We start from the raw sequence: 19073 nt of genomic DNA, 5'->3' as shown, positions 1-19073 counted from the left end.
CAGGATGTCTATCAAGGTGACCTCTGACCTAACGGTTGGCGTAGTGCAACAGTTTGCCTGGCCCGATAAAGCACAGAGCCTGGCAGCCAGTGAAGCGGGCATTCGTGATGCCGTAAAACGTGGCGCTCAGCTTGTCGTGCTGCAAGAGCTGCATGCTACCCACTATTTCTGCCAGTATGAAGATCCGGCCCTGTTCGACCTGGCCGAACCGCTGGATGGTCCGACCGGACAGCACCTGGCCGCACTTGCTCGCGAATTGGATATCGTGCTGGTCGGCTCGCTGTTTGAGCGGCGCGCACCAGGGCTTTATCACAACACGGCGGTGGTATACGACCGAGATAAAGGCCGGGTGGGTCAGTATCGAAAAATGCACATCCCTGATGACCCAGGCTTTTATGAGAAGTTTTACTTCACCCCTGGTGACCACGATGCGAGCCGCGCAGAAGGTTTTACACCAATTGATACTTCGCTTGGCCGTTTGGGCGTGCTGGTGTGCTGGGATCAGTGGTACCCGGAAGCGGCTCGCCTGATGGCCTTGGCCGGAGCAGACTTGCTGCTCTACCCCACGGCGATTGGGTGGGATCCTAACGATGATATTGCGGAACAAACCCGCCAAAAAGATGCCTGGACGTTAATCCAGCGCTCGCATGGCGTCGCCAATGGCTTACCGGTGATTGTTGCCAACCGCGTGGGGTTTGAAACCGACCATTCAGGCGTGGGCGATGGCATTCAGTTTTGGGGAGGCAGTTTTATTTGTGGGCCTCAGGGCGAGCTACTTGCCCATGCCGGTGAAGAAGATGAACAACTGGTTGTGACCATTGATATGGCGCGCTGCGAAAATACTCGCCGTATCTGGCCTTACCTGCGTGATCGCCGTATCGATGCCTATAGCGATCTAACCCGCCGCTTTCGCGACTAAGCGTTATCGCTCTATAGGCCAGTTTAACGTCGCGGTCTTTTACGGAAAAACGCCTGCCAAAATCATCTGGCAGGCGTTTTTTTCTAGCACCCTATTTCTGCACGTGCTTCAGCGCTGACTTACGCCATTACGTCAGTAGTAACAAACCTCTTACTTCCAGAAATCACGAATCGAGGCGATGCCTTGGGCGCCTACGGCGCGGGCGTGATTGGCATCAAAGCGTGTCATTCCACCCAGCGCAAAGACCGGCATTCCGGCACGCTCAACCAGTTGTTGAAAATCATGCCAGCCCATCGGCGCTACTTCCGGATGTGAAGGCGTAGTGCGAAGTGGTGACAGCGTCACAAAATCACACCCCAGCAGCGCCGCTTTGGAGAGCTGAGTTTGGTCATGTGTCGAGGCAGAGAGCCACTTTTGCTCGGTAATCGGACGTCGATCCAACTGCATCAAGCGCTCGCTGGTTAAATGAATACCATCGGCATCCACGTGTTCAAGCAGTGCAGGCTCGCCGTTGAGTAGAAGCTTGGCGCCATACTCATGACACATGCGCAAGGCGCGTTCAGCGCGCTTAAGATAAGCGGCTTCATCAAGCTGCTTGGCACGCAGCTGCACCAAGCGAACGTTGTCTTCTTTCAAGGCCCGCTCCAGGAGCGTATCAAAACGCGCCTCGTCAGCCTCTTCTTTTGTAATCAGGTATTCAGTGGGCAGCATCACAGCACGCAGGATCGGCAGGTTGGCCGCCGGGAACGGATAATTAGCCAACTCCTCCATCGGCACCCAACGCACGGCTTGGCCTTCGCGACCAAAGGGCTCGCCAGCAAACTCGTGAACCTGCCAAACATCTAACAAAATATGCTTGTCAGGATATTCGTGATGCACACGGATCAAGGGCTGCGCACGTACAATCTCAACACCAAGCTCTTCGTGCAGCTCGCGCTTAAGACCCTCAAGCCCTGTTTCATAAGGCGCGAGCTTCCCACCCGGAAACTCCCACAAGCCACCCTGATCGACATTCGAGGGCCGACGTGCAATCAGTACTTGCTTCTGATCGGCACTAATGATGGCTGCTGCCGCAACATGAACTCGTCGTTTTACCATTACATTCATTACGTCTTTATCCACTGTGTGCGCACCGGCGGATCAGTGCCGGCGCTTACTCGCTGCGTGAGCCCTTTATGACTGCCAAACCCAGTCGGTGACTGGCTAACTAGCTACGATAGTCTGCGTTGATCGACACATAGTCATGGGAAAGATCAGAGGTCCATACGGTGGCACTCTCCTGACCGCGCCCTAAACTGATGCGAATCGTAATTTCGTCTTGCGCCATGACGGCACTGCCTGCGGCTTCCGTATACCCAGCCGCACGACCACCTTCTTCAACCAAGCGAACATCTGCCAGGTCAATGACAATGCGGTCCACGTCAAAGTCAGCCACAGGCGCTCGACCTACTGCGGCCAGGATACGCCCCCAGTTAGCATCAGAGGCGTAAAGCGCTGTTTTCACTAAAGGTGAGTGGGCGACGGTAAATGCGACATCCAGCGCTTCCTGACGACTTTCTGCGCCATCAACCTGGAGCGTCACAAACTTTGTCGCGCCCTCACCATCACGGATGATCGCCTGAGCCAAGCTCGTCATTACCTGCTGCAATGCATCACGGAAGACAGCGATATCCTCGTCGTCTTCAATCGCCGTTCCCGTGCCTGTCGCTGCCAGCATGCACGCATCATTGGTTGAAGTATCGCTATCCACGGTAATGCAGTTAAACGAGGCATCCACCGTCTCGCGTAACAAGCGATCCAGCAATGGCTGTTCAATAGCAGCATCCGTGACGACAAAGCCCAACATGGTCGCCATGTTGGGTTTAATCATACCTGAGCCTTTAGTGATGCCATTGATAGTAACTGACCCGTCACTAACCTTCGCGGTAACGCTGGCGCCTTTGGCTCGGGTGTCGGTGGTTAAAATCCCTTCACCGGCATTTTGCCACGCCTGACTATTGTCAGCACCTGACGCAAGCGCTGGCGTGATACCGGCTAAAAGGTGCTCCATGGGAAGTGGTTCACCGATAACCCCCGTTGAGAAAGGCAGCACCTGATGCTCGGCAACGCCAGCTTGCTCTGCTACCGCTTTACAGCTGGCGTAGGCATCATGAAGCCCTTGTTTGCCGGTGCCCGCATTCGCATTACCGGTATTAATTAGCCAGTAACGCGGTGCCTGGCCCTGCTCGCGGCAGTGCTCAATATGCGCCTTGGCAACCGACACCGGGGCAGCGCAGAAGGCATTTCGCGTGAACACACCAGACACGGTTGCCGAGGCGGGTAGCTCAATAACTACCATGTCACGACGACCCGGCTTTTTAATACCCGCCATTGCACTTCCCAAGCGCACCCCAGCCAAGGGGGGCATCACCGGAAAGGGACTATTTCCCACCGCCATGATCGTCTCCTCTACCTAAATCCAGACCGCTTCTGATTAGCTTAATTTGCCGCAGCACTGCTTGTACTTCTTACCTGAACCACATACACACGGGTCGTTGCGGCCGACTTTCGGCCCTTCGCGACGGACAGGGCGTGCGTCCTGCTCAGTGCTTGCCACATCACTGTTTTCACCGCTTAATCCGCTTTCACTGGAAGAAGCATCATCGTGACGATTCGCGGCCGCGGCTTTTTCGCGGGCCAACTCTTCACGCCGCTTTTGCTCCAGCGCATCAACTTCTTCAGGCTGACGTACCTGAACATGGCTCAGAATACGGGTGACATCCGCTTTAATATTGGTCAGCAGGTGCTGGAACAATTCAAACGATTCACGCTTGTACTCTTGCTTGGGGTTCTTTTGTGCGTAGCCGCGTAAATGGATGCCCCGACGCAGGTGGTCCATGGACTGCAAGTGCTCTTTCCAACGCGTATCCAGAACCTGAAGCATGACCTGCTTCTCAAAACGACGAATCAGGGTCGCGCCTGCGGCATCCACCTTGGCCGCATAAGCGTCACGGTGCATGTCTTGCAGACGCTCACGCAGCTTCTCTTCACTAAAGCGCTCATCATCAGCGGCCCACTGGACTACCGGGGCATCCAGGTTGAATTCTGTCTTAAGGTGCATTTCAAGCCCAGCCAGATCCCACTGCTCGGCTAAACTCTGCGGCGGAACGAAGTCGTTAATGGTGTCTTCCATGACTTCTTCACGAATACCCACGATAGCTTCTGCAATGTCATCAGAGGCCAGAACCTCATTGCGCTGCTCGTAAATAACCCGGCGCTGGTCGTTTGCCACGTCATCATATTCAAGCAACTGCTTACGAATATCGAAGTTACGCCCTTCCACTTTTTTCTGGGCACGCTCAACGGCGTTAGATACCATTTTGTGCTCAATGGCTTCGCCGCGCTCCAGGCCCAATGCCTGCATGAGACGCTTAACGCGGTCAGAACCAAATAGCCGCATCAGGCTATCTTCCAACGACAGGAAGAACCGCGTTGAACCTGGATCGCCTTGACGGCCAGAACGTCCACGCAACTGATTATCAATGCGCCGAGACTCATGGCGTTCCGAACCAATAACGTGCAGGCCACCGGCTTCCAGCACACCATCGTGACGCTGCTTCCACTCGGCTTTTAATGCATCAATCTGCGCCTGGCTTGGGTTTTGCAGCTTGGCAACGTCAGCTTCCCAGTTGCCCCCCAACATAATATCGGTACCTCGACCGGCCATGTTGGTGGCAATAGTGATCGCGCCAGGACGCCCTGCCTGAGCAATAATCTCGGCTTCACTCTGGTGCTGCTTGGCATTCAGGACATTGAACTTCAGCCCCGCTTCGCGCATTAAGTGCGCCAGGTACTCAGACGTCTCGATGGACGCCGTACCTACCAACACCGGGCGGCCTGCCTCTGTCTCGACCTGAACGTCTTTAATAATCGCCTCGTACTTCTCTTCGGCGCTAAGGTAGACCAGGTCGTTAAGGTCTTTACGGGCTAACGGGCGATTGGTGGGGATGACGATAACATCAAGCCCATAAATCTGACGGAACTCAAAGGCTTCCGTATCAGCAGTACCGGTCATGCCTGCCAGTTTTCCATACAAGCGGAAATAGTTCTGGAAGGTGGTGGATGCCAGCGTCTGGCTCTCGCGCTGAACGGTGACCCCTTCCTTGGCTTCAACAGCCTGGTGAAGCCCTTCCGACCAACGGCGGCCAGGCATCGTCCGTCCAGTATGCTCATCAACGATGACCACCTGGTCTTCCACTACGATGTAATCAACATCCTTATTGTAAAGATGGCGTGCCCGGAGCGCAGAATGCATGTGCTGAAGTAAATTCAGGTTTTGAGCGGCGTAAAGTGATTCACCCTCTTTAAGAAGGCCTTCCGCCTGCATCAACTCTTCAACCCTGTTATGCCCCTGCTCGGTCAGCTCAACCTGCTTTTGCTTCTCCTCCAGCACAAAATCGCCGGTTGCAGGCTGGTCGTCATCTTCCGAGACCTCACCCTCTTCCAACTGCTGGGCAAGCTGATTAACGACGTTATAAAGATTGGTATTTTCATCCACCGCACCTGATATGATCAGCGGCGTACGCGCCTCATCAATCAGGATAGAATCCACCTCATCGACAATGGCATAGTGCAGGCCACGCTGCACCTTATCCTCCAAAGAGAACGCCATGTTGTCGCGCAAGTAGTCAAAGCCAAATTCGTTATTGGTACCGTAGGTAATATCACACCGATATGCATGGCGTTTCTCCTCCCCGGTTTGACCGGAAAAGATAACCCCAACAGAAAGCCCTAAAAACTCATACAGCGGGCGCATCCACTCGGCATCACGGCGGGCAAGGTAGTCATTGACGGTGACAACGTGTACGCCCTTTGCAGGCAGTGCATTGAGATAAACGGCCAGTGTCGCTACCAGCGTTTTACCTTCGCCGGTTTTCATTTCAGCAATACGACCACGGTGCAGGGTCATGCCCCCCACCATCTGTACATCAAAATGCCGCATACCCATGACGCGCTTGCTGGCCTCTCGCACAATCGCAAACGCAGAAGGCAACAAACTATCCAGCGTCTCGCCATTTTCCAGGCGCAAACGCAGCTCCGCTGTCTTACCTTGTAATTCAGCGTCGCTTAATCCTTCATGCTCAGCTTCGAGCACGTTCACACTGCGAACGTTTTTGTGCATGCGCTTTACTTCACGGTCGTTCTTGGAGCCAACAACCTTGCGTAACAAATTATTAATCATGAAATTTCCAAATCATCTTGAGCGAACCAATGGGCTTCGCCCTGTTCCGTATAAGGCAAGTAAAGTACGTTTTAGAAAACCGTGAGTTAAGCGGGCGGACCGCGCTGGGTAAGCACATCGTGTGCGGCTACCCGGCGCTTTATAAAAACATAAACAGGTAAAAAGTGGCGCTGCACCGCGATACGTTTAAATCGCTGCTGCCAACCGCGCAACGCGCGTCGCCTTTTGGCGATCCAGTGCGATTGAGCACGTAAAATAGCCGGCACCCACAAACACACGCAGACGTTACGCTCAGCCCCCCGCATGGCATCAAAAGGCACTAAACTATTGGGCAACAAGCAGCTTACCAGGAGCCCCGCCAGCCACCAACGCGCCAAGCCATAGCGACGGTTACGTCGCGGCAAAGCAGAAAAGGTGTTAAGCGTGGAGGACATGCTGTGGATTGGCTCCTGAGCGTGTTAGGCTCTGCAAATAAGTAATGCATCCGTGTAGATGCCGCTACTTGGCTATATATTGAGGGGTTACCCCAGGATTCAAGCGTATGAGTATAAAGGTTAAGCGTTCTCGCGCACAGCCCATCGCCCGTCTGCTAAACAAGTCAGGGGATATTGGCCAATTAATGCGCCAGTCTCGCTTGATAGATCAGGCCCAGTGTCATTTAAGAGCCCACCTGCCAGAAGAGATGCGCCCACATATCTTTGTCGGCGGCTTTCGCGATGGGCGCTTAACCCTGATCAGTGGGCAGGCAAGCTGGCTGACATGGCTACGCTTTGAACAGCGGCGGCTGTTGACGCTGCTACATCAACTGCCAGGCTTTGAGGCTGTGAACGGCTTTACCTTTAAAGTACGCCCCGTCCGCCCAGTTGAAGCACCTTTGCGTAATACCCGACACTTATCCGCCAGTGCGGGAAAAACGCTCAGCGAGTGCGCAAGCGACACGCACAATCCTGCGCTGCGTAAAGCATTAGAGCGCCTTGCGTCTCACGCACCAAAATAAGCGTGCCGCGCGCCTTGCGCACTTTTCAAATGCCAGAAACGCAAAAGCACCGCCTGAACGGTGCTTTTATCATCAAGGCCAGTTATCGAGCTTGAGCACTATCAAAGGAGAAACCTGGATAGCGCGTCATAGCGAATATCTGACACTCCTGCTTGGCAGTTAGGCCATTGCAGGCGCTGCGTACGAAATAGGCGCAACGGCTTTTTCATCTTCAAACGTTACGATTTCATAAGCATCAGGCTGTGCCATCAATTCGCGGCAAAGCTGGTTATTCAGCGCATGGCCAGATTTTGTACCGTGAAACTCACCAATCAGGCTGTAGCCTAACTGATACAAATCGCCGATCGCATCCAGCACCTTATGCTTGACGAACTCATCTTCGTAACGCAAACCACCTTCATTGACGATGCGATAATCATCAACCACGATCGCATTATCCAGACTCCCCCCCAGGGCCAGGTTATTAGAGCGCAAAAACTCCAAATCCTTCATAAACCCAAAGGTGCGCGCCCGAGAAACTTCTTTCACAAAAGAGGTCGTCGAAAAATCGATAAGCGCGGTTTGTTTCTGCTGTTCGAAAACCGGGTGGTCGAAGTCGATGGCGAACGAGACCTTGAACCCTTGGTGCGGAAGGAAAACGGCTTCTTTATCGCCATCTTTAACCGCGACGCGACGCTTGATACGTATAAATTTCTTTGCTGCATCCTGCTCAAGAATACCCGCCGATTGGATTAAAAACACAAACGGGCTGGCACTACCGTCCATAATCGGTACTTCGGGAGCACTTAGGTCAACGTAAGCATTATCGATGCCTAGTCCTGCAAACGCTGACATCAAATGCTCAACCGTTGCCACTTTCACACCTTCGAGTGAAAGTGCAGTGCAAAGTGTTGTGTCTTCCACTAACTCTGCGCGTGCGGGTATATGTACCACAGGCTCCAGATCGGTTCTAACAAACACAATCCCGGTGTTTGTCGGCGCCGGACGCAAAGCCATGTGGACTTTTTTGCCGGAGTGCAGACCCACTCCAGTGGCGCGGATGACGTTTTGTAGGGTGCGTTGTCTGATCATGGGCAGTGGTCGAACTCTAATGACGGTAGTACCGTAGGGGAAGGAAAGTTATCAAACAGTGTTCACTATAACAGCAAACGAGCGTTTTAACCAATAAAACACTCGTTTGCTGGCCCGGTAAACCTATAGAAACAATCAATCGGCCTGACGGCGCAAGAAAGCAGGTATGTCCAGATAGTCGTCAGCATCGGCTGAGCGACTCTTTTCCGGACGCGGTTTGGGCGCGTGTTCAGGCGCCTCTGCACGGGCAGTTGCTTGCTGACGCATTACGGTAGGCTGCTGTAGCTTACGGTAATCAGAAGAGTCAGCAGAAGAGCGACGTGCAGGTTCACGTGTCGTCGCTTTGGCAGCTTTCGCGCCATCTAATCCAGCAGCAACAACAGTAACACGCAGCTCATCAGACATTTCCATATCGATGGAAGTTCCCACGACAATGGTCGCTTCTTGTGAAGCAAACTCTTGAACGGTGGCACCTACATCGTTGAACTCGCCAATCGACAGATCCGGGCCTGCCGTAATATTGACCAGAATGCCTCGCGCGCCATGCAGATCGATATCTTCCAGAAGCGGGCTACGGATAGCTTTTTCGGCTGCTTCACGGGCGCGGTTCTCGCCGGTAGCTCCGCCCGTACCCATCATTGCCATGCCCATTTCAGACATAACAGTACGCACATCAGCAAAGTCGACGTTGATAATACCAGGGCTTGTGATCAGCTCGGCAATACCTTGAACAGCGCCAAGCAATACATCATTAGCAGCGCTAAACGCAGTTAACAGCGTCGCGCTTTTACCCAGTACGGATAAAAGCTTTTCGTTGGGTATGGTGATCAGCGAATCAACATGCTGAGAGAGCTCTTTCATTCCCTCTTCGGCAGCGCGCATACGCTTGGGGCCTTCAAACGGGAAAGGCCGCGTAACGACAGCGACCGTTAAAATACCCAGTTCTTTGGCAACTTGCGCAACCACTGGCGCGCCGCCGGTGCCTGTACCACCGCCCATACCAGCGGTAATAAAGACCATATCGGCGCCTTCAAGCAGCTCAGCGATTCGGTCACGATCTTCCATCGCGGCCTGACGACCTACCTCAGGGTTGGCGCCAGCACCGAGCCCCTTGGTGATTTCACCACCTAGCTGTAATACTGTTTTTGCGGATACGCGTTTAAGCGCTTGGGCATCGGTGTTGGCGCAAATAAATTCAACGCCTTCAATGTTACTTTCAACCATGTGATTGACGGCATTGCCGCCACCACCACCAACACCGACTACTTTTATGACCGCACTACTTGAGGGTGCGTTATCTACCAATTCAAACATAAGCCCCGTCTCCTGAACCGCGCTTGCGGCCCTGTCAGAAATTTCCTTTGAACCAGCCCTTGATTCTGGCCAGCGCCGAATGGTCTTCCTTGATATCACGTCGAGAGAGCTCGTTGCGACCTTTGTGAGGTGCAATGACTCCCCCGTGGCTTTCTAGACCCTGCCCATGCCGCGCTTCTTGCAGTGCATAGTGCAATAAGCCGACACCTGTCGCATAAATGGGGTTTCGCACGACATCCGCTAAACCTTTAACGTTTTGCGGACAAGCAATACGAACCGGCATGTGGAATATCTCTTCCGCCAATTCGCCGACCCCTTCCATACGTGAGGTGCCACCAGTGAGCACAACACCAGCGGCAACCATGTCTTCATAGCCACTGCGACGTAATTCGTCTCTAACCAGTGTAAATAGCTCTTCATAGCGTGGTTCGACCACTTCTGCGAGCGCCTGACGCGACAAGTCGCGTGACGGACGATCACCCACACTAGGAACCTTAATCATTTCATCGCTTGCGGCCAATTGCGTTAAGGCACAAGCGTATTTAACCTTGATCTCTTCTGCGTGCTGCGTCGGGGTACGTAGCGCCATGGCAATATCGTTGGTGACCTGATCACCAGCAATCGGTATAACGGCCGTATGTCGAATGGCACCTTCAGTAAAGATGGCCATATCAGTGGTTCCACCGCCGATATCCACCATGCAAACGCCTAATTCACGCTCGTCTTCGGTCAACACTGCCATGCTGGATGCCAGCTGTTCCAGGATAATTGAGTCGACGTCCAAACCACAGCGTCGAACACATTTCTCAATATTCTGTACCGCGTTGAGTGCTGCCGTTACCAGATGAACTTGCGCTTCTAAACGTACACCGGACATGCCCAAGGGCTCGCGAATACCGCCTTGTGCATCAATTGCAAATTCCTGGGGCAGTACATGTAAAACGCGCTGACCTTCTGAAACCGCCCTTGCCCTCGCTGAATCAATAACGCGATCAATATCAGAAGGAGTAACTTCACGCTCTTTAATAGCGACCACGCCATCTGAATTCATCGAGCTAATATGACTACCCGCAATGCCCACATATACCGAGTGAATATCGCAACCAGCCATAAGCTCGGCTTCTTCCACAGCGCGCTGAATAGACTGAACGGTTGATTCAATATTAATGACAACGCCTCGCTTCATACCCCGTGACGGGTGCGAGCCGATACCAGCAATTTCAATGCCGCCATCATCGGTAGGTTGACCGACAATTGCGACGACCTTGGACGTTCCAATGTCCAACCCGACCACCATATTCGATGCATTGGGTGAGCCTGCCATGAGTCGGGAATTCTCCTTGTAAACTTTTTAAAATTAAAATAAATAGGGATACTTAAACCAACTTATTCTTTGCCTATTATAACTTGGCAACCGATAAGCACGGATAGCTCAATAGCGCTGATGTGAAGTTTAAATCTACAAAATCACCGATAGCCCATAGTATAGAAACAATTGGCATAATACGACCAGCCCGAGCCCACAATAATGGGCTTGAAGTGTAATTTAAACCCCATTAAAGCGTTTTTACGCGCTGACGGCGACTTATCATGGCTAAAGCACGTTAACTCAAATTTGAGTTAGTCTTCAGATGCCCCAAAATCACTCTGACCATGCCAGGCAACAGCGACACCGTTAGGATAGCGCAGATCAATATAACGAATATGCTCACTATACCTTGATAACTCGCGCTGCCAGGAGGCCGCTAAGCGTGCCAAACGCACTTCATGCTCGCGCCGGCCCAGCATAATCCAGGCACCGTTACTTAGCTGTACACGCCATGCACCGCGCGGTTCTAATCGAAATTGAGTAAGTGCCAACGACAAGTTTGCGAAATAAGGTGTTAGGCGATGATAGTAACTTAGCACCTCTTCACTGCTTCCGTTGGGGCCCGCAAGATCAGGCAGACCTGAAGGCACCGCCAGAGGTGCAAAAGCAAAGGGCTCGCCTTTCGGGTTAAGCAAAAAGTCATCATTCCAGCGCGCAACGGGCACTTGTTCCGCCAGTTCAAACACCAGCGCATTCGGCCACTCACGAGAAATACGTACTTCTTTAAGCCAGCCAATCTCCAGGGCCCGGTTACGCAGCACGCCTAAATCAGCCGATAACCAAGTGGCACCTTGAACCAAAGGGGCAAGCTGAGTGCGTAGGTAGTCTGCGCTTACGTAATCCCACTCCCCACGGATGGAAACACGCTCGATGGGCCGGTCCAGCCATAGCCATAGCGCGCGCCCTCCTGCCACTAACAGTAACGCCAGAAGCAGGATACCAAACCAGGCATTACGCCTTTTCATAAGGCCTCATCATGATGCGTTCTGCTTTCCGGCAGAGTGGAGTATCTGCACCACCAGGTCATCAAATTCGATGCCCGCATAGGCAGCGGCTTGAGGCACCAAACTGTGATCGGTCATGCCAGGCACGGTATTAACTTCCAATAGCCAGAACTGGCCATTGGCATCCCGCATCACGTCCACACGCCCCCAGCCTTCACACCCAATGGCCGCAAACGCGTGCTGGCACAGCGTTGCCAGCTGCGCTTCCTCTTCTGCGGTAAGCCCACAAGGAAGATGGTACTGGGTCGTATTGGAAACGTATTTGGCTTCATAGTCGTAGAATCCGCCAGGTACTTCGACCCGAATAGCGGGTAACACACGCTCATCCAGCAGCGCCACCGTGTACTCTTCACCGACCACAAAGCGCTCGGCCATCACCCGGGCATCAAATTGTGCCGCTTCGCGATAGGCGGCCTCAAGCGCTTCCTGGCTTTTAACTATACTGATCCCAAGCGTGGAGCCTTCATGTACTGGCTTAACCATCATCGGCAACCCAAGCTTGGCGACCACTCCGGCCCAGTCTGCATCAGCCGTCAACATAATACTTTCCGGCGTGGGCAGCCCAATGGCTTGCCAAACCTGCTTGGTGCGTTGCTTATCCATTCCCAGCGCTGACGCCATGACGCCACTACCGGTATAGGGAATGTCCAAGAGTTCAAGCGCACCCTGTAGCGTACCGTCTTCACCACCACGACCATGCAGGGCGACAAATATCGCCGATGGCGCCATAGCCTCAAGTCCGGCTAACCCCTCATCGCGTAAGTCATAGCCTTCTGCGTTAATCTTTTGGCGTTTTAGCGCCTCGAGTACAGCGGCACCACTTTTAAGGGAAACCTCACGCTCAGCAGAAGAGCCGCCGTAAACCACCACCACACGTGAGCAATCAATATTGACGTCTTTCAGGCTCACAGCTCCACCTCACTCATTTGCAGCTTCGCCTTGGCCAAGCTGAGCGAGATACCACCTACGTCGCCCGCCCCCTGAGTAATTAGGATGTCGTCGGGTCTCAGTACATTGGCCAATAGCGCTGGCAGCTCCTGCTTATGTTCAACAAAAAGCGGGTCTACCTCACCGCGCTGACGAATCGAACCTGCAAGCGTGCGCCCTTCAGCGCCAGGGATAACCGCCTCGCCCGCGCTGTATACGTCTAAAAGCACCAGCGTATCTACCTGGGACAGTACTCGAACGAAATCTTCATAGAGATCCCGGGTCCGGCTGTAGCGGTGGGGCTGATAAAGCATCACTAAACGACGCTCAGGCCAGCCAGCGCGGACAGCTCTGATGACCATATCCACTTCGCGCGGATGATGGCCATAATCATCCACTAACATAATCTTGCCGGGCACTTTAGGCGCAGGGAAATGGCCATGCACTTGAAAGCGCCGCCCTACCCCAGCAAACCCTGCCAGACCGCGCAGAATCGCCTCGTCACTCACGCCTGCATCCGTAGCAACAACAATCGCTGCCATCGCATTAAGCGCATTGTGCTGACCAGGCATGGCAAGGCGCACGCTTAAGGGCGCGGCCTGACCAGGCCGCAAAGCCGTAAAGGAAACTTCACCACTTTGCTGCACAAAATCGGTAATTCGATAATCGGCATCGTCTTCAAAACCGTAGGTAACGAACTGGCGCTTGATCTGAGTTCGCAGTGCCCGCACATGCGGGTCATCGATACACAATATAGCCAACCCGTAGAACGGCAGGTTGTGCAGAAATTCGATAAAGGTATCTTTTAATCGTTCGAAGTCACCACCATAGGTGCTCATATGGTCAGCATCAATATTAGTAACTATCGACACCATTGGCTGCAAATGCAGGAATGAAGCGTCAGACTCATCAGCCTCTGCAACCAGATAATCCCCTTCACCCAAGCGCGCATTGGTACCGGCACTGGTCAACTTCCCGCCGATGACAAAGGTCGGGTCCAGGCCGCCTTCGGCTAACAGCGTCGCCGTTAAGCTGGTCGTGGTTGTTTTTCCATGGGTACCGGCAACCGCAATGCCGTGACGAAATCGCATTAACTCTGCCAGCATCTCGGCACGACGCACCACGGGGACACGGTGCTCATGTGCCCAGCGAATTTCAGGGTTGGTCGTATCAACGGCGCTTGAAACAACCACAACGTCGGCCCCTTCGACATTCTCCTCGGCATGGCCAATCTCAACCCGAACACCACACATGCGAAGCCGCTCAATAACCGAAGAGGCTTTCATATCGCTGCCACTGACGCTGTAACCTTGATTGGCCAATACTTCGGCAATACCACACATGCCCGCGCCACCGATACCGACGAAATGAATATGCTGAATACGGCGCATACCCGGGCCGCTTGAACTTATGCGTTGCAGCGACGATGGGGTTACTGAGTCGGTCACACGTTTTCTCCTTTGTGTAGTATCGCCAGGCATCCTTCGGCTAATCGCTCTGTGGCATCCAGGTGCGCAGCCTGGCGTGCACGGGAAGCCATCAGCGCCAGCGTAGCGGGCTCTAACAAGTCATTTAAATAGTGCGTTAAACGCTCAGGCGTCAGCGCGGATTGCACAACGCATAACGCAGCACCCGCATTAACCAGTACATTGGCATTGACTCGCTGGTGATCATCGACCGCAAAAGGAAACGGAACAAGAAGCGAGGGCTTTGCCGCAGCCGCCAGCTCTGCAACCGTTAGCGCCCCCGCTCGACAAACCACCAAATCAGCCCAATCATACGCTGCGGCCATATCATCAATAAACGGGGAAACGTCGGCCTGTATGCCATGTTCGGCGTACCCTTGTGCCGTTTGAGCGTCCCGCGACTTCCCGGCCTGGTGGCGTATTTCCGGGCGCTTACCGGGTGATAGCGCAGCAATTGCTTGAGGCAAGCGTTCATTTAATGCCACAGCACCTAATGACCCCCCCACCACTAACAAGCGCAGCGGACGCCCCTGTAATGCCTCGATCGTACGCGGCACTTGGCCAAGTGTCGCTATATCTTCACGCACGGGGTTGCCAATGACGTCTGCCCGCGTACCGAACGCTTCAGAAAAGGCAGCATAGCTGCGCGTCGCCAGGCGAGAAAGCACGCGGTTGGTTAAGCCGGCAACTGCATTTTGCTCATGAACGACCAGCGGAATACCCGATAGCCACGCAGCAAGCCCGCCCGGACCACTGGCAAAACCACCGAGGCCAACCACCAGCTGCGGCTTAAAGCTTTTTATGACGTCACGTGCCTGCCAAATAGCTCGGCTAAGGTTCACCGGCGCTTTAAACCAGCCGGCCACACCATTACCGCGCAACCCGCTAACGGCAATGGTATGCAGCTTAATACCGGCCTCGGGCACCAGTCGATTTTCAATACCTCTGGGGCTACCCAACCACTCAACGTCAATGTTTTGCGCCATAAGCGCACGCGCAAGGGAAAGCGCGGGGATCACATGCCCGCCCGTTCCTCCTGCCATGATTAAAACACGCCGATGTGCGTTCACCGTCACAAACGACTCCTTGAAAGTTATTTCGATAACCGCGGTTCATGGCGCGGTTTATAGGGGGTTGGCGCACGGCTCGGCCGCTGTCGTGTTTCTGCATCAACCCGCAAAAGCAGACCAATCATCATGCCAATAACCAGTAAGCTCGAACCACCATAACTTATCAAAGGCAAGGTCAGTCCCTTGGTGGGTAGTAGCCCCGAGCTTACCGCCATATTGATAAATGCCTGAGAGGCAATAACAAAACAGATACCGTAACTTACGTAAGCACCAAAAAGATGGCCCGCAAGTTCAGCCTTCCGGCCAATCCACATGGCGCGACTAATCAACAGGGTAAACAGCAGGATAATCGCAATAGCGCCAATCATGCCTAGCTCTTCGGCAATAACGGCAAAGATAAAATCGGTATGCGCCTCGGGTAAATAGTGCAGTTTCTGGACACTATTTCCTAACCCGGTGCCTGTAACATGCCCACGACCAAAGGCAATCAGCGCTTGGGTCAACTGATAGCCGGTTGCGAACTGGTCTGCCCACGGGTCCAAAAAACTGGTCCAACGCGCCAGACGATAAGGCTCCAGCGCCACCATCATGACCGCACCAAATCCCAAAACAGCACCGCTGCCAATAAGTAACACGAGCGATGCACCACTCATCATTAACATGCCAATGACACACGCGGTGTAGACCACCATGCCGCCAAAGTCGGGCGCTAAAAACAGCAGTCCTGCTGGTAGCGCCAACACCGCAATGGGGCGCCACATGGTAAAAACACGGCGGCGTAAATCATAGGTAAAACGCGACATAAACATCGCCATGTAAAAGATAAGGCCTATTTTACCAAGCTCAGATACTTGAAGACTAGGCAGCGGGCCCGGCAGCGATATCCAGCGCTTACTGCCGTTAATTTCCTGACCAAACAGCAACACGCCTACCAACAATGCTACGCTGATTAAAAAAATCAGTGCCGCATTCTGGCGCCATACTTCAAGGGGTACGCTAAGCATAAACAGGCAGCCTAGCGTTGAAATGAGCAAGAAAACCCCATGCTGCCGAAAGTAGTAGAAGCTATTCTCCAGAAGCCCTATTGAGGCCGAGCTGACCATCACCCAGCCAATGCCTGCAAGCGCCACAGCGGCTGCAATGAGCCAGATATCACAGGGGGAGTTTCGCGTCGTTAATACAGTGTGCAAGCGCTTTAATCGGCTCATAAGGATACTCCCGTCACACTGCTTTCCACCCAGTGACGAAAAGCATCACCTCGAACCTGGTAGTTGGGAAACTGGTCCAGGCTTGCACAGGCAGGTGACAGCAACACACAGTCGCCAGGCTCTGCCTGGCTAAATGCGGCCTCCATTGCCTGCGTTAAGTCGTTTACCTGCTGGACCGGCACATGCGCCGCTACCGCGTCTGAAATTCGCTCACTATCAGCACCAAATAGCAGTGCCAGCCGCGCGCAGCGCGCCAACGGCACCGCTAACGGCGAAAAGTCAGCGCCTTTACCTACACCACCCGCCAACCAAATCAAGCGGCCCGTTAACGTGGCGCCCAACCCTTCAATAGCGGCTAATGTTGCCCCAACATTGGTGCCCTTCGAGTCGTTTATCCACGTCACCCCATTAATACAGGCTACTGTTTCGCTCCGGTGAGGCAACCCCGTAAAGGCTTTTAAGGCTTCTACCATGGCAAATGCATCAAGCGCCAACGCCTGCCCCATTGCCAGTGCCGCTAATGCATTCGTATAGTTGTGCTGGCCAGCTATCTTCAATTCACTTGCCGAAACCCATGGCGTCTGCCCCTGCATGAGCATAAGCTCGGCCCCTTGCCATACCAGCCCCCAATTGTTGTCTGTGGGCGGGTTCGCTGAAAAGCTGACAATGCCTGGTCTTGCTTGAAAAGGCCAGGTCAGGGGGTCGTCCTGATTGACAACCGCATACTCCGCGCCGTTAAAAATACGTTGTTTTGCCAAACGATAGGCCGACATATCACCATGCCTATCCAAATGATCTTCGCTAAGATTCAAGAAAGCCGCGACTTTCGCACCCAAGACAGGCGTGGTTTCAAGCTGAAAACTGGAAAGTTCAAGAACATACAGCTCTGCATCCGGCTGCTCGGCCAATAAATCCAGCGCGGGCGTTCCCAGGTTGCCGCCAACCGCCACTCGCAAACCAGCCGCCCTGGCCATCTCACCCAGTAGAGTGGTCACCGTGGATTTCGCGTTTGATCCCGTGATAGCCGCAATGGGGACCTGGGTCGCGCGAACAAATAGCGCCGTTTCACCAATCAGCACAGGCTCGCCAGTATACGGGTTAACGCGCCCAGCCAGGCTTTCAAGACCCGGCGAATCAGGGCCAACGCCTGGGCTAAGCACTACTTCATAAGCATCCGTAAAATCGAGCGACGTCAGAGGGCCGCAGATGACGTCAACGTTTGGATGAGCTGCATAAAAAGCGTCAAGCCCCGGCGGCTCGCTGCGCGTATCGACGACCATAAACGGCGTATGCGTGCGTGCCAGGTGGCGGCATATTGCTCGACCTGAAAGGCCCAAGCCAACGACCACCGTGACACCCTTGGGTACTCGCACCATCTCTGGCTCCTTTGCGGTTTACGCTTAAGGCGATAACGCTACCGATTAACGAACCTTGAGCGTCGCGAGGCCCAGCAGCACCAGCACAACGGTAATGATCCAGAAGCGCACAATAACGCGTGGCTCAGGCCAACCTTTTAACTCGAAGTGGTGATGCAGCGGCGCCATACGGAAAATACGCCGACCCGTCAGTTTGTAAGACCCAACTTGCAGGATCACCGACAACGTCTCCACTACGAAGATACCGCCCATAATAAACAGGACGATCTCCTGGCGAACGATGACCGCCACAACCCCAAGCGCCGCCCCCAGGGCAAGCGCACCTACATCTCCCATAAACACCTGGGCGGGGTACGTGTTAAACCATAAAAAGCCGAGACCCGCACCTGCAATCGTGGCGCAGAAAATAGCCAGCTCACCGGTGCCGTTTATAAACGGGATATGCAAGTAGTTGGCGAACACTGCATTACCGCTAGCGTAGGCAAACACCGACAATCCCATCGCTACCAGCACGGTTGGCATAATGGCCAAGCCATCCAGCCCGTCGGTTAAATTCACGGCGTTAGAACTACCCACAATCACCAGGTAGGTTAATACGATATAGAACACACCAAGCGGCAGTGCGACGTCTTTAAACAGCGGCACCAACAAGCTGGTTTCAACGGGCGTGGTTGCGGTGAAAAACAGCACTAACGCAGCGCCAAGGCCTACCACCGACTGCCAAAAGTATTTCCAGCGTGCCGGCAGGCCTCGCGGGTTCTTTTCTACCACTTTCCGGTAATCATCGACCCAGCCTATCGCGCCGAAGCCCAGCGTAACGGCCAATACCACCCACACGTAGCGGTTGGTTAAATCACCCCATATGATGGTGCTGATGCCGATGGCCAGCAGGATCATCACCCCTCCCATAGTAGGGGTGCCCGCTTTTGATAGATGTGACTGCGGGCCATCATCACGCACGGCCTGGCCTATCTGGCCTTCCACAAGCCGGCGAATAACCCACGGCCCCAGCCAAAGGCAAAGCATTAATGACGTTAACGCGGCAAGAATGACGCGCAAGGTGAGATAGTTAAAAACCTGAAAGCCCGTATGGTACTGAGCTAAAAAATTCGCCAAGTAAAGTAACATGAA

Annotated in this window: 16 protein-coding genes; 2 read left to right on the top strand and 14 right to left on the bottom strand. The window is 53.7% G+C overall.

The annotated features are described in order from the left end of the window. Positions 1–4 precede the first annotated feature (4 nt). Positions 5–919, top strand: coding sequence for a carbon-nitrogen hydrolase (locus ACT3TY_RS02720; RefSeq protein WP_172116357.1), 915 nt, complete (start codon positions 5–7; stop codon positions 917–919). Positions 920–1069: 150 nt separating this feature from the next. Here the strand turns inward: ACT3TY_RS02720 and ACT3TY_RS02715 are convergent, their stop codons facing one another. The 4 genes from ACT3TY_RS02715 to ACT3TY_RS02700 form a co-directional block, all read right to left on the bottom strand. Continuing rightward, a complete protein-coding gene (locus ACT3TY_RS02715; RefSeq protein ID WP_172116356.1) occupies positions 1070–2017 on the bottom strand; it encodes a Nudix family hydrolase in 948 nt (315 codons plus the stop codon). A 109-nt stretch (positions 2018–2126) separates the two neighbouring features. Next, positions 2127–3356 (bottom strand): bifunctional glutamate N-acetyltransferase/amino-acid acetyltransferase ArgJ, encoded by a 1230-nt coding sequence (gene argJ, locus ACT3TY_RS02710; protein ID WP_444627276.1) that lies wholly within the window; start codon positions 3354–3356, stop codon positions 2127–2129. Positions 3357–3392: 36 nt separating this feature from the next. Further along, the gene (gene secA / locus ACT3TY_RS02705) at positions 3393–6140 is read right to left on the bottom strand and encodes a preprotein translocase subunit SecA (protein WP_444627275.1); all 2748 of its coding nucleotides are present in this window, start codon (positions 6138–6140) and stop codon (positions 3393–3395) included. An 86-nt stretch (positions 6141–6226) separates the two neighbouring features. Beyond that, positions 6227–6574 (bottom strand): hypothetical protein, encoded by a 348-nt coding sequence (locus ACT3TY_RS02700; protein WP_172116353.1) that lies wholly within the window; start codon positions 6572–6574, stop codon positions 6227–6229. A 107-nt stretch (positions 6575–6681) separates the two neighbouring features. Here ACT3TY_RS02700 and ACT3TY_RS02695 point away from each other — a divergent pair, with 107 nt between their 5' ends. Further along, positions 6682–7137: a DUF721 domain-containing protein gene (locus ACT3TY_RS02695; protein ID WP_172116352.1), complete on the top strand. Its 456-nt coding sequence runs from the start codon at positions 6682–6684 to the stop codon at positions 7135–7137. Between the two features lie 159 nt (positions 7138–7296). Here ACT3TY_RS02695 and lpxC read toward each other — a convergent pair whose 3' ends face one another. The 10 genes from lpxC to mraY form a co-directional block, all read right to left on the bottom strand. Beyond that, positions 7297–8208 (bottom strand): UDP-3-O-acyl-N-acetylglucosamine deacetylase, encoded by a 912-nt coding sequence (gene lpxC / locus ACT3TY_RS02690; RefSeq protein WP_172116351.1) that lies wholly within the window; start codon positions 8206–8208, stop codon positions 7297–7299. 135 nt (positions 8209–8343) lie between these two features. Beyond that, positions 8344–9522: a cell division protein FtsZ gene (gene ftsZ, locus ACT3TY_RS02685; protein ID WP_172116350.1), complete on the bottom strand. Its 1179-nt coding sequence runs from the start codon at positions 9520–9522 to the stop codon at positions 8344–8346. Between the two features lie 34 nt (positions 9523–9556). Then, a complete protein-coding gene (gene ftsA, locus ACT3TY_RS02680) occupies positions 9557–10846 on the bottom strand; it encodes a cell division protein FtsA (protein WP_193053782.1) in 1290 nt (429 codons plus the stop codon). A 296-nt stretch (positions 10847–11142) separates the two neighbouring features. Further along, on the bottom strand, positions 11143–11856 hold the full coding sequence (locus ACT3TY_RS02675) for a cell division protein FtsQ/DivIB (protein ID WP_172116348.1): 714 nt from the start codon (positions 11854–11856) through the stop codon (positions 11143–11145). Positions 11857–11865: 9 nt separating this feature from the next. Beyond that, positions 11866–12804: a D-alanine--D-alanine ligase gene (locus ACT3TY_RS02670; RefSeq protein WP_319941217.1), complete on the bottom strand. Its 939-nt coding sequence runs from the start codon at positions 12802–12804 to the stop codon at positions 11866–11868. Further along, positions 12801–14213 (bottom strand): UDP-N-acetylmuramate--L-alanine ligase, encoded by a 1413-nt coding sequence (murC, locus tag ACT3TY_RS02665; protein WP_253926954.1) that lies wholly within the window; start codon positions 14211–14213, stop codon positions 12801–12803. Before murC ends, ACT3TY_RS02670 begins: the two co-directional genes overlap by 4 nt. A 53-nt stretch (positions 14214–14266) precedes the next feature. After that, positions 14267–15364 carry an undecaprenyldiphospho-muramoylpentapeptide beta-N-acetylglucosaminyltransferase gene (murG, locus tag ACT3TY_RS02660; protein WP_172116346.1) on the bottom strand — a complete coding sequence of 366 codons (1098 nt, stop codon included), beginning with the start codon at positions 15362–15364 and terminating at the stop codon, positions 14267–14269. Between the two features lie 17 nt (positions 15365–15381). Further along, positions 15382–16566 (bottom strand): putative lipid II flippase FtsW, encoded by a 1185-nt coding sequence (gene ftsW, locus ACT3TY_RS02655; protein ID WP_444627274.1) that lies wholly within the window; start codon positions 16564–16566, stop codon positions 15382–15384. Next, the gene (gene murD / locus ACT3TY_RS02650; RefSeq protein ID WP_172116344.1) at positions 16563–17942 is read right to left on the bottom strand and encodes a UDP-N-acetylmuramoyl-L-alanine--D-glutamate ligase; all 1380 of its coding nucleotides are present in this window, start codon (positions 17940–17942) and stop codon (positions 16563–16565) included. The genes ftsW and murD overlap by 4 nt, the downstream gene beginning before the upstream one ends. Positions 17943–17987: 45 nt before the next feature. Next, the gene (mraY, locus tag ACT3TY_RS02645) at positions 17988–19070 is read right to left on the bottom strand and encodes a phospho-N-acetylmuramoyl-pentapeptide-transferase (protein WP_172116343.1); all 1083 of its coding nucleotides are present in this window, start codon (positions 19068–19070) and stop codon (positions 17988–17990) included. Positions 19071–19073: the final 3 nt, after the last annotated feature.

The organism is Halomonas sp. AOP22-C1-8 (assembly GCF_052378905.1).
GTDB lineage: Bacteria > Pseudomonadota > Gammaproteobacteria > Pseudomonadales > Halomonadaceae > Vreelandella > Vreelandella citrativorans.
Note: the sequence above shows the minus strand (reverse complement) of the source record. Positions and strands in the feature narration are given on the sequence as shown.

Coding starts and splice junctions, on each gene's coding strand:
- argJ (WP_444627276.1), bottom strand. CDS start 3,356: ATGGCGGTGGGAAATAGTCCCTTTCCGGTGATGCCCCCCTTGGCTGGG.
- ACT3TY_RS02695 (WP_172116352.1), top strand. CDS start 6,682: ATGAGTATAAAGGTTAAGCGTTCTCGCGCACAGCCCATCGCCCGTCTG.
- ftsZ (WP_172116350.1), bottom strand. CDS start 9,522: ATGTTTGAATTGGTAGATAACGCACCCTCAAGTAGTGCGGTCATAAAA.
- ACT3TY_RS02720 (WP_172116357.1), top strand. CDS start 5: ATGTCTATCAAGGTGACCTCTGACCTAACGGTTGGCGTAGTGCAACAG.
- murD (WP_172116344.1), bottom strand. CDS start 17,942: ATGGTGCGAGTACCCAAGGGTGTCACGGTGGTCGTTGGCTTGGGCCTT.
- ACT3TY_RS02700 (WP_172116353.1), bottom strand. CDS start 6,574: ATGTCCTCCACGCTTAACACCTTTTCTGCTTTGCCGCGACGTAACCGT.
- ftsW (WP_444627274.1), bottom strand. CDS start 16,566: ATGAGCCGATTAAAGCGCTTGCACACTGTATTAACGACGCGAAACTCC.
- ftsA (WP_193053782.1), bottom strand. CDS start 10,846: ATGGCAGGCTCACCCAATGCATCGAATATGGTGGTCGGGTTGGACATT.
- lpxC (WP_172116351.1), bottom strand. CDS start 8,208: ATGATCAGACAACGCACCCTACAAAACGTCATCCGCGCCACTGGAGTG.
- ACT3TY_RS02715 (WP_172116356.1), bottom strand. CDS start 2,017: ATGGTAAAACGACGAGTTCATGTTGCGGCAGCAGCCATCATTAGTGCC.
- secA (WP_444627275.1), bottom strand. CDS start 6,140: ATGATTAATAATTTGTTACGCAAGGTTGTTGGCTCCAAGAACGACCGT.
- mraY (WP_172116343.1), bottom strand. CDS start 19,070: ATGTTACTTTACTTGGCGAATTTTTTAGCTCAGTACCATACGGGCTTT.
- ACT3TY_RS02675 (WP_172116348.1), bottom strand. CDS start 11,856: ATGAAAAGGCGTAATGCCTGGTTTGGTATCCTGCTTCTGGCGTTACTG.
- murC (WP_253926954.1), bottom strand. CDS start 14,213: ATGCGCCGTATTCAGCATATTCATTTCGTCGGTATCGGTGGCGCGGGC.